This window comes from Streptomyces sp. NPDC021749 (assembly GCF_040640655.1).
GTDB lineage: Bacteria > Actinomycetota > Actinomycetes > Streptomycetales > Streptomycetaceae > Streptomyces.
Genome location: NZ_JBFACE010000045.1, coordinates 54,896 through 65,007, shown reverse-complemented (window position 1 = coordinate 65,007; position 10,112 = coordinate 54,896). Strand labels below are relative to the sequence as shown.

General features: G+C 72.7%; 8 protein-coding genes and 1 pseudogene. 4 read left to right on the top strand and 5 right to left on the bottom strand.

All coding sequences use genetic code 11. The features are described from left to right. The 4 genes and pseudogenes from AB0G35_RS31660 to rarD all read left to right on the top strand — a co-directional run. A pseudogene (locus tag AB0G35_RS31660) lies at positions 1–425 on the top strand (2-oxoglutarate ferredoxin oxidoreductase subunit alpha); the annotation flags it as partial. Beyond that, complete coding sequence (locus AB0G35_RS31655) at positions 418–1,512, top strand: 2-oxoacid:ferredoxin oxidoreductase subunit beta (protein WP_360956551.1); 1,095 nt, start codon at positions 418–420, stop codon at positions 1,510–1,512. The pseudogene AB0G35_RS31660 and the gene AB0G35_RS31655, both read left to right, overlap by 8 nt. A 210-nt stretch (positions 1,513–1,722) precedes the next feature. Then, entirely contained in the window at positions 1,723–2,589 is an 867-nt protein-coding gene (locus tag AB0G35_RS31650; RefSeq protein WP_360956549.1) for an SDR family oxidoreductase, read from the top strand. A 177-nt stretch (positions 2,590–2,766) separates the two neighbouring features. Further along, on the top strand, positions 2,767–3,822 hold the full coding sequence (gene rarD / locus AB0G35_RS31645; protein ID WP_360956547.1) for an EamA family transporter RarD: 1,056 nt from the start codon (positions 2,767–2,769) through the stop codon (positions 3,820–3,822). On the opposite strand, the gene AB0G35_RS31640 is transcribed toward rarD, so the two are convergent. From AB0G35_RS31640 to AB0G35_RS31620, 5 genes are all read right to left on the bottom strand, one after another. Further along, the gene (locus AB0G35_RS31640; protein ID WP_360956545.1) at positions 3,812–4,684 is read right to left on the bottom strand and encodes an ABC transporter permease; all 873 of its coding nucleotides are present in this window, start codon (positions 4,682–4,684) and stop codon (positions 3,812–3,814) included. The two genes, rarD and AB0G35_RS31640, sit on opposite strands and share 11 nt — an antisense overlap. After that, entirely contained in the window at positions 4,671–5,705 is a 1,035-nt protein-coding gene (locus AB0G35_RS31635) for an ABC transporter ATP-binding protein (protein ID WP_360956543.1), read from the bottom strand. Before AB0G35_RS31635 ends, AB0G35_RS31640 begins: the two co-directional genes overlap by 14 nt. 229 nt (positions 5,706–5,934) lie before the next feature. Further along, entirely contained in the window at positions 5,935–7,212 is a 1,278-nt protein-coding gene (locus AB0G35_RS31630) for a DUF2092 domain-containing protein (protein WP_360956541.1), read from the bottom strand. A 265-nt stretch (positions 7,213–7,477) separates the two neighbouring features. Further along, positions 7,478–8,491, bottom strand: coding sequence for a polyprenyl synthetase family protein (locus AB0G35_RS31625; RefSeq protein WP_360956539.1), 1,014 nt, complete (start codon positions 8,489–8,491; stop codon positions 7,478–7,480). A 349-nt stretch (positions 8,492–8,840) separates the two neighbouring features. Next, positions 8,841–10,043 carry an FAD-dependent oxidoreductase gene (locus tag AB0G35_RS31620; protein WP_360956537.1) on the bottom strand — a complete coding sequence of 401 codons (1,203 nt, stop codon included), beginning with the start codon at positions 10,041–10,043 and terminating at the stop codon, positions 8,841–8,843. Positions 10,044–10,112: the final 69 nt, after the last annotated feature.

The window sequence follows — 10,112 nt, the reverse complement described above, 5'->3', positions numbered from 1 at the left end:
TCTCCTACGACCCGGCCAACCACGACTTCATGGTGCGCACCCGCCAGGCGAAGGTGGACGGCATCGAGGTCCCCGACATCGAGGTCGACGACCCCACCGACGACGGCGGCCGGGGCGCCGGCACCCTCGTCGTGGGCTGGGGCTCGACGTACGGCCCGATCACCGCCGCGGTACGGCGCGTACGGGGCGCAGGGGAGCGCATCGCGCAGGCCCATCTGCGCCACCTCAACCCCTTCCCGCGGAATCTCGGCGAGGTGCTGGCGCGTTACGACAAGGTGATCGTGCCGGAGATGAACCTCGGACAGCTCGCCACCCTGCTGCGCGCCAGGTACCTCGTCGACGCGCGGTCGCACACCCAGGTCAGCGGAATGCCGTTCAAGGCCGAGCAGCTCGCGGAGGTCTTTAAGGAGGCCATCAATGACTGAGACGATCTCGGAGCGGGCCTCACACCCCGAGGCGCTCTCCCTGGTTCCCAAGGCCGAGGCCAAGCAGTCCATGAAGGACTTCAAGTCCGACCAGGAAGTGCGCTGGTGCCCCGGCTGCGGTGACTACGCCGTCCTCGCCGCCGTGCAGGGCTTCATGCCCGAGCTCGGCCTGGCGAAGGAGAACATCGTCTTCGTCTCCGGCATCGGCTGCTCCTCCCGCTTCCCGTACTACATGAACACCTACGGGATGCACTCCATCCACGGCCGCGCCCCGGCCATCGCCACCGGCCTGGCCTCCTCGCGGCGCGACCTGTCCGTATGGGTCGTCACCGGTGACGGCGATGCGCTCTCCATCGGCGGCAACCACCTCATCCACGCCCTGCGGCGCAACGTCAACCTCAAGATCCTGCTGTTCAACAACCGGATCTACGGCCTGACCAAGGGCCAGTACAGCCCCACCTCCGAGGTCGGCAAGATCACCAAGTCGACGCCGATGGGCTCGCTGGACGCCCCGTTCAACCCGGTCTCGCTGGCGCTCGGCGCCGAGGCGACCTTCGTGGCCCGCACCGTCGACTCCGACCGCAAGCACCTCACCTCGGTGCTGCGCGCGGCCGCCGACCACCCCGGCACCGCCCTGGTCGAGATCTACCAGAACTGCAACATCTTCAACGACGGCGCCTTCGAGGCGCTCAAGGACAAGGAGCAGGCCCAGGAAGCCGTCATCCGCCTGGAACACGGACAGCCGATCCGCTTCGGCGCACCGGCCGAGGACGGTCTCGGCTCCAAGGGCGTGGTCCGTGACCCGGCCACCGGCGACCTCAAGATCATCGATGTCCGGGAGGAGGGCGCGGACGGCGTGCTGGTGCACGACGCCCACAGCCCCTCCCCCACCACCGCCTTCGCGCTGTCCCGGCTGGCCGATCCCGACACCCTGCACCACACCCCCATCGGCGTGCTGCGCAACGTCGACCGGCCGGTCTACGACACGCTGATGGCCGACCAGCTGGACACCGCCGTCGAGCAGAAGGGCAAGGGCGACCTCGGCGCCCTGCTGACCGGCACCGACACCTGGACGGTCGTGGGCTGAGGACCGGCCCGAGGAGCCGCTGAGGACCTCCTGGGGGCCTCCGAGGGCCCTCCTGAGCTCCTTCCGCGGGTGCCCGCAGGGGAGGCGTCGTACGGCGTCCCCCTGCGGGCACCCGCCGTTCCGGGGCTCGGCTCCGGCTTCCGGCGCGCGTCCCTTCTGCGCGTCCGGTACGGGTGCCATGCTGGCGGCCTCCGAACCAGGGGGCAGAACATGAGCATCGTCGTCACCGGCGCCACCGGAGCGCTCGGCCGGCTGGTCATCGAGGAGCTGCTCATCCGCACCGACCCGGCCGATGTCACCGGCCTCGTCCGGGACCGGGCCAGGGCCGCCGATCTGGAGGCGCGCGGCATCGCGGTCCGTACCGTGGACTACGGCCGGCCCGACACACTGGAGGACGTCTTCGCGGCCGGCGACCGGGTGCTGCTGATCGCCGGGCACGGGTCCGGGCAGCGGGTCACCTGGCACCGCGCGGTGATCGATGCCGCCCGGGAGGCCGGCGTGGCGCTGCTGGCGTACACCAGCGTGCTGGGCGGCCCCACCGCCACCTTCTCCCTCGCCGAGGAGCACCTCGCCACCGAGCAGGCGCTGCTCGCCTCGGGCGTGCCGTACTGCCTGTTGCGCAACGGCTGGTGCCATGAGAACTACACCGGGGCGCTCGCCGCCACGCTCAGGAACGGCGCGGTGTTCGGCTGTGCCGGCGACGGCCGGGTGGCCACCGCCGCGCGCCGGGACTACGCCGAGGCGGCCGCCGTGGTGCTCACCGGCACCGGCCATGAGAACACCGTCTACGAACTGAGCGGCGACACCGCCTGGTCGATGGCCGAGTTCGCCGCCGAGGTGTCCCGGCAGACCGGCCGGCGGATCCCGTACCGCGACCTGCCGCAGAAGGAGTACGTGGCGCGGATGGTCGAGACGGGGGTGCCGGCGCTGGGCGCGCGGATGGCCGCCGAGGCGGACGCCGGGATCGCGCGCGGGGAGCTGGCGGCCACCACCGGTGACCTCTCCCGGCTCATCGGCCGCCCCACCACCCCGGTCACCGAGGCCATCGCGGAGGCGCTGGCGCGGGCGGAGGGCTGAGACGGGCCCCGCGGCGGCCGGGCGTCCAGCGGCCTTCCCCGTCCGCCCCCTTCCGGCCTGCGACGCCGCCTGTCATCACCGTTTTTTGCATACACCCATGACACATGGGCGGCTGCGGCGCTACCTTCGCAGGGGCGACCGTCACCGAGCCGGCGCAGCACAACCAGGAGGGCCTCCTTGCAGTCTCGAAGCGATCAGCGCACCGGCCTCGTCTTCGGCATCGCCGCCTACACCATGTGGGGCCTGCTGCCCCTGTACTGGCATCTGCTGGACGCCGCCTCGCCGTCGGAGATCCTGGCGCACCGCATGGCGTGGTCGCTGCCCGTCGCGGTCGTCATCCTGGCCGTGCTGCGCCGCTGGGCCTGGATACGGCCGCTGCTGCGGCAGCCCAAGAGGCTGGGGCTGGTGCTGGTCTGCGCCCTGGTGATCTCGGCGAACTGGTTCCTCTACATCTGGGCGGTCAACGCCGGGCACGTCCTGGAGGCCTCGCTCGGCTACTTCATCAACCCGCTGGTCAGCATCGCCTTCGGCGTGTTCTTCCTGCGCGAGCGGCTGCGGCCGCTGCAGTGGACGGCGGTCGGCGTCGGTGCCCTCGCCGTGGTCGTGATGACCGTCGCCTACGGCAAGATGCCCTGGATCGCCCTCGGCCTGGCCTTCTCGTTCGCGACGTACGGGCTGGTCAAGAAGGGCATCAAGCTGGACGGCATCGAGGGCTTCAGCGCCGAGACGACGATGCAGCTGCTGCCCGCGCTGGGCTTCCTGATCTACCTGGGGTCGCGCGGCGAGTCGGCCTTCGTCAGCGGCGGGGTGGGCCAGGCACTGCTGCTGGCCGGCTGCGGGGTCGCGACCGCGGTGCCGCTGATCTGCTTCGGCGCCTCGGCGGTCCGGCTGCCGCTGACCGTGATCGGGATGCTGCAGTACCTGGCACCGACCTTTCAGTTCGGGCTGGGCCTCACCGTCTTCCACGAGGAGATGCCGGCCGAGCGCTGGGCCGGCTTCGGGCTGGTGTGGGTCGCGCTGGCCGTGCTCACCTGGGACGCGCTGCGCACGACGCGGCGGGCCCGGGCAGCACTGGCCGACGCCGCCGCCCGCGCGAGGGAGGCGGCCGCGGAGCAGGCCCGGGCAGCCCGGGCCGCGCAGGCCGGGACCGCCCCGGTCGACGGCGCCGCGGAGGCATCGGCGGCCGGGACCGCGTCCGCCGGCCCGGCGGAGGCCACCGGCCTTACGCCGTGATGTCGCGGGTGGTGAACCGCGCCCAGGCGGCCGAGCCGAACACCGCGGTGTAGAGGGCCTGGAGGCCGAGGTTCCTCTGCAGCTGGTCCCAGTAGACCGGGTCCCGCAGCAGGTCCGCGAACGACAGCCAGTAGTGCGGGAACAGATACGGCTGGACGGCGCTGAGCTGCGGGATGGTGTTGAGGATCTGCACGGTGATCAGCAGGCCGACCGTGGTCGCCATCGCGGCGATACCGCTGCTGGTGAGCGTCGAGACGAACAGGCCCACGGCGGCCACGCCCATCAGGGACAACGCCACCACGACGGCGATGGCCAGCGCCCGCAGCAGCCCCTCGCCGAAGGATATGGACGTCCCGGACATCAGGGTGACCTCGCCCAGGGGGAAGAGCACCGCCCCGGTCGCCAGCGCGGACAGCGCCACGACCAGGGTGGCCACCAGGCAGAACGTCAGGGTGGTGGCGTATTTGACCAGCAGCAGGCGGGTACGGCCGGCGGGCGCGACGAGGAGGTAGCGCAGGGTGCCGCCGTGTGCCTCCCCGGCCAGGGAGTCGCCGGCGATCACACCGACGGACATCGGCAGGAAGAACGGCAGCGTCACCGCGAGCGAGGTGAACACCAGGAAGAGGCCGTTGTGGGTCACCTGGGAGATGAACGCCGGGCCGCCCTGCCCGCCTCCGCCGTCCGGGCCGCCGTCCCCCGTCTCGATCTTGACGGCGATACCGACCAGCACCGGGACGCCGGCCAGTACCGCCAGCAGGGCGAGGGTCCGCCAGCGCCGGAAGGTCATGGCGATCTCGCTCCGCAGCAGGCCCAGCGACCACAGCGGTCGGGGCCGGCGCAGCACGCCCTCAGCCTGCGACATCGAAGCCCTCCCCGGTCAGCTGCACGAACACGTCCTCCAGCGTGGCCCGTTCGGTGCCGAAGCCGCGGACCCGGACCCCGCCGTGCACCAGCGCGGCGTTGAGGTCCGCGAGCTCGGTCGGGCCGGCCCCGTCGTCGGCTTCCGGCAGCTCGCCGGTGACCCGGTCGTCGGTGATCTGAAGGCCGGTCAGACCGTGCTCCTTCAGCACCCGGACCGCGTCCGCCGGGTCGGGGGTCGTGACGGTCAGCCGGCCGGGGCCACGGGAGCCGAGGACCGTGGCGGAGAGGTCCGCGACCGTGCCCTGGGTGATCAGCCGGCCGCGGGCCATCACCGCGGCGTGCGTGCAGACCTGCTCGATCTCGTCGAGGAGGTGCGAGGAGAGGAAGACCGTGGTGCCGTCCGCCGCCAGCTCGCGGACCAGCGCCCGGATCTCCCGCATGCCCTGCGGGTCGAGGCCGTTGGTCGGCTCGTCGAGGACCAGCAGCTCCCGGGGCCGCAGCAGGGCCGCGGCCAGGCCGAGCCGCTGCTTCATGCCGAGGGAGTAGGCCCGCGCCTTCTTCCCGGCCGCCGCGCCCAGCCCGACCCGCTCCAGGGCGTGGCCCACCCGCTCGTCGCGGCTGCGCGGATCGGCGTCCGGGTCGGCGGCGTCGAAGCGCCGGAGGTTCTCCCGGCCGCTGAGGAAACCGTAGAGCGCCGGGCCCTCGATGAGCGCGCCCACCTTGGGCAGCACCCGGCGACCCGCGGCGGGCATCGGCTCCCCGAGCACCCGCGCGCTTCCGGCGGTCGCGTCGATCAGGCCCAGCAGCATCCGAATGGTGGTCGTCTTCCCGGAGCCGTTGGGCCCGAGGAACCCGAAGACACTGCCGCGCGGCACCACCAGATCGAGCCCGTCGACCGCGAGCTGGCCCCCTCGGTACGCCTTGGTCAGCCCCCGCGTCTCGATCGCCGCCCGCTCTCCCGCGCGCGGCGCCCCGGGGCCGGGCGCGGGTGGAAGCGGGAGTGGGCCGGCGCCGGATGCCAACGGGCCGACGGGACCGGACGCCCGTGCGCCGGTGGGGCCGGGCCCGCGTGCGCCGGTGGGGCCTAGCCCGCCTGCGCCGGTGGGGCCGGGCCCGCGGGCAGGCGGGCGCGCGCCGTCGGGGCCCGTGGCGGGCTGCTGTGGCATCGGCTCCCCCATATCGTGCGGCCGGGCCATGGGCCGCCGCACCGCCCCGGCGGGCGGCACGGCGGTCCCGTGCTTACGGGGCCCGTTACTTCGCGGCGTCGGCCGCGTGGATCAGGGCCTGCTTGTCGACGGCACCGACGTAGACCGTGCCGTTGTCCGTTATCAGGGCGTTGACCAGGCGGGTGCTGAATATCCGGCCGGAGCCGAACGACCCGCTGACCTTCTCGCCGATGCTGTCCAGGAACTTCCCGGCGTCACCGCCGACCTGGTCCTTGCCGGCGGGCACTCCTGCGCCCGCGCCCTTGATGGTGGCGATGGACGTCCAGCCCTTGCCGATGACGTTGAGCCCGCCGAAGTCCTTCCGCAGGTCCTTCGGATCCTTGCGGGAGCCGAAGTCCTTGAACTTCTTGCCGTGTTCGCGCTGCGCCGTCGCCCGCTCCTTGTCGCCGTCGACGACCTTGGCGCCCTTGGGCGGCGTGAAGGCGAAGAGGTCCGCGTCCGGTTTGGCGAAGTCGACGTTGGTGTAGCCGACGTCGATGGCGGCCGCGCCACCGCTCTTCGGGGTCAGGGTGAACTTCAGCGGGACACCGTTGGCGGCGTCCACCGCGACCCGGATCGAGCCGACCGTCGAGGCGGCCTGCTTGGGCTTGATCAGCAGTTGGTAGGCGTCCCGTCCGGCGACCCTGGCGGTGCCGTCCACGGTGACCGAGGTGGTGTCACCGGCAGCCTGGAGGACCTTCTTCGCCAGATCCTGCGGAGTGGCGGTCTTCAGGTCGCCGGGAAGGCCCTCGGGGCCCCGCTTGTGCGCACCGTGCCGGCCGGCGTCGGGCGCGGTGCTGTGCATCGCGGTGTTGCTGCCGCTGTCGTACGCCCAGACCTCTTTGCCGTTGTGGACGAGGCTGTACTCGGCGGCCTTGTCGACGATGGACACCCGCTGCTTCGCGGGGCCGTCGGCGGCGACGCGGAGCGTGTGCGCACCGGACGCCAGCTCCATCAGCTTGCTCCGGGGCGACGCGGACGCGCCGTCCTGGCCGTGCTCGCCCTTCTCGCCACCCTGTCCGTCACCGAAGCCGCCGGCCGCAGCGCCGCCGGGCAGGGACGGCAGGCCGAGGTCCGTGCTGATCCGGACCGTGCCGGACAGCTGCTGGACGTCCGAATTGGCGATCTTGGCTATGAGGTCCTGGGCCGAGATCTTCGGCAGGTCCGGGGAACCGGATCCGGCGAACGCCGGGACCAGCCCGATCGTCGCCGCCGCCACCCCCGCCACCGCGACCGGTACGGCGTACCGCACCGCCTTCCGGCGCTTCGGGGAGCGCCCCCCGTCCGCCTCGTCGGTGACCTCAGTCGGTTCGTACCGTGGCATCTGCCTACCTCCGTCGTCTGCGGCGGCCGCCGAGCTGTCCACTCGCCCTCCCCTGGGCTCATTGTGGACCGACCGCCGCGCTGTGGTGTTTCCATCTCACCAATTCGCGCGGCGCATCGCGTCAGCCCGCGGGTCCAACTCGTCCTACTGCTGAGGTATGACGCCCGGTCACCGCACGACGGGCCCCGTACGACCTGGGGTTGACCGAACCCTGAGAAGAGGGGCGCGAACCCTGAGGAGACGGGAGGGCGAACCCTTAGGGGTGTCAGCCCGCTCGGTGAACCACCGCGTCGCAGAGGCCCTCCAGGGCCTCCTTGGCCGTGCACGACGGGAGGGGGGCCAGCGTCGCGCGGGCCTCTTCCGCGTAGCGGACGGTGTCCCGGCGGGCCTCTTCGAGTGCCGGGTGGGCGCGCAGCCCGGCGAGCGCCTCGGCGTGCCGGGCGTCGTCGGTGAGGTCGCCGGCGAGCAGTTCGCACAGGGCCCGGTCCTCGGGCGTGCCGGCGTCGCTCTCGGCGCGGGCCCGCAGCCGCAGCACCGGCAGCGTCGCGATGCCCTCGCGGAGGTCCGTACCGGGCGTCTTGCCCGATTCGTGCGAGTCGCTGGCGATGTCCAGGACGTCGTCGGCCAGCTGGAAGGCGGTACCCAGCCGCTCGCCGTACTGGGTGAGGATGTTGGCCATCGACTCCTCGGCGCCCGACATCATGGCGCCGAAGCGGCAGGCGACGGCCACCAGCGAACCGGTCTTTCCCGCGAGGACGTCGAGGTAGTGGTCGATGGGGTCGCGGCCGTCGCGCGGTCCGGCGGTCTCCAGGATCTGGCCGGTGACCAGGCGCTCGAACGCCTCGGCCTGGATCCGGACGGCCTCCGGTCCGAGGTCGGCGAGGATGTGCGAGGCGCGGGCGAAGAGGAAGTCGCCGGTCAGCACCGCGACGGAGTTGCCCCAGCGGGCGTTGGCGCTGGCCACCCCGCGGCGCACTTCCGCCTCGTCCATCACGTCGTCGTGGTAGAGCGTCGCCAGATGCGTGAGCTCCACGACGACGGCGGAGGGCACCACACCCGGAGTGTGAGGGTCACCGAATTGGGCGGCCAGCATCACCAGCAGCGGCCGGAACCGCTTGCCGCCCGCGCGCACGAGATGCTGCGCGGCTTCGGTGATGAACGGCACGTCGCTCTTGGTGGCCTCCAGCAGGCCCTCCTCGACAGCCGCCAACCCGGCCTGGACATCGGCCTCAAGAGCCTGGTCCCGCACGCTCAGCCCGAAGGGCCCGACGACGGTCACGAGGGGTACTCCTGTCTGCTGACGATCAAACTGAATGTCGATCTGTCGCTGTCTCCACCATTGGCCAGCGTATCCGGTCGCAGTTCGATCACCGTGAGCGCCCGCCCCCCGAACCACCCGGGAAGCACAGCTACGCCCCACCCCGCACCTTGTTGATCACCGTTGATCACGTTTTGGCGCGGCTTTGACGCCGAAGTGGGGGCCCGCCGGGGCCGGCAGACCCCGTGAACCCCAGCAGCCACACCGCTCACCGATGAGCCGGATATCCACCCGTACCACACGCACTTCGGCCATCTTCGCGACCCGCCCGCCTCACCGGCGACGCGGTGCCACCCCCTCCCACGGGCCGTCAGCCGTATGCCCGCGCCACCGCCCGGGCCAGCCGGGGCCCGGCGAAGGCCGTGCCGCACACGAAGCGCATCACCGGGCCGAACGACGCGGCGGCCGGCAGCCCGGTGAAATACAGCCCCGGTACCGACGAGCCGAACCCGGCGTCCAGAAGAGGACCGCCGGCCCGCGCCACGATCCCGGTGCGCAGCCCCGGCCCGAGGAAGTCCAGCGCCGCGAGGTCCATCCGGTAGCCGGTCGCCGCCAGCACATGGTCCGCGGCCAGCTCGCCCCCGTGCCCGTCGGCGCCGCGCAGCGCCAGTACGGGGCGGCCGTCGCGGACCGTGGCCCGTACGATCCGCCGGCCCTGCGTGACCTGCACCCGGCCGGTGAAGCGGTCCCGGAGCCACCACGCGCCGAGCGGACCGAGGACCCGCCGCACCAGGAGGCGGCGCACCGGAGGCGGCAGGAACCGGAACGCGCCGGCGTGGTGCGTCAGCGCGTACAGCGACCAGGCCTTGCCGAACGGCGAGCCAGGCCGCCACCGCGGCCGGCGGTCCGGTGGCGCCCCGAAGCCCACCGCGGCGGGCCCGCGCGCCACGACCCGTACGGACGCCGCACCCGCCTCGGCGAGCAGGACCGCGCTCTCCAGCGCCGACTGCCCGGCACCGACCACGACCACCTCCCGGCCCGCCAGCGCCGCCAGATCGCGGTGCTGGGAGCTGTGCGAGACCGGCCCGGTGGCGGACGGCCCGTCCGGGACCGCGGCGGCCAGCCGGCGGGGCAGATGGGCCAGCCCGCTCAGCCCGGTGGCGACGACCACGGCCCGGGCACCCACCTGGTCACCGCAGTCCAGCTTGAGCTCGAATCCGTCCGCCCGCCTGTCCACCGACACCACCCGGACCCGCTCCACATCGGGCACCAGCCGCCGCTGCACCCACTGCCCGTAACGGACGAACGTCTCGACGGGCAGGAGCTCCCAGTCCGACTCGTAGCGCGGCTCGCCCGCCGCGGCGCAGTAGTCGGCGAGCGCATGGCCCTCCAACGGTACGTCGATGCTCGACGCCACGGGCGTCGACTTCAGCAGCATGCCCGTGGGCATCTGCTCCTGCCAGCTGGCCATCGGGCGGCCGAAGACCCGCACCGGCACGCCCCGCGCCCGTAGATGGGCCGCCGTCGACAGGCCGTAGGGACCGGCCCCGATGACCGCTACCGGAGTGCTCACTGCCGTTCCTCCCCTTGCCTCTGTGGTGCCTCGCGCCCAGGTGGAGACGCGTGTTCCGTGGGTGCCTGC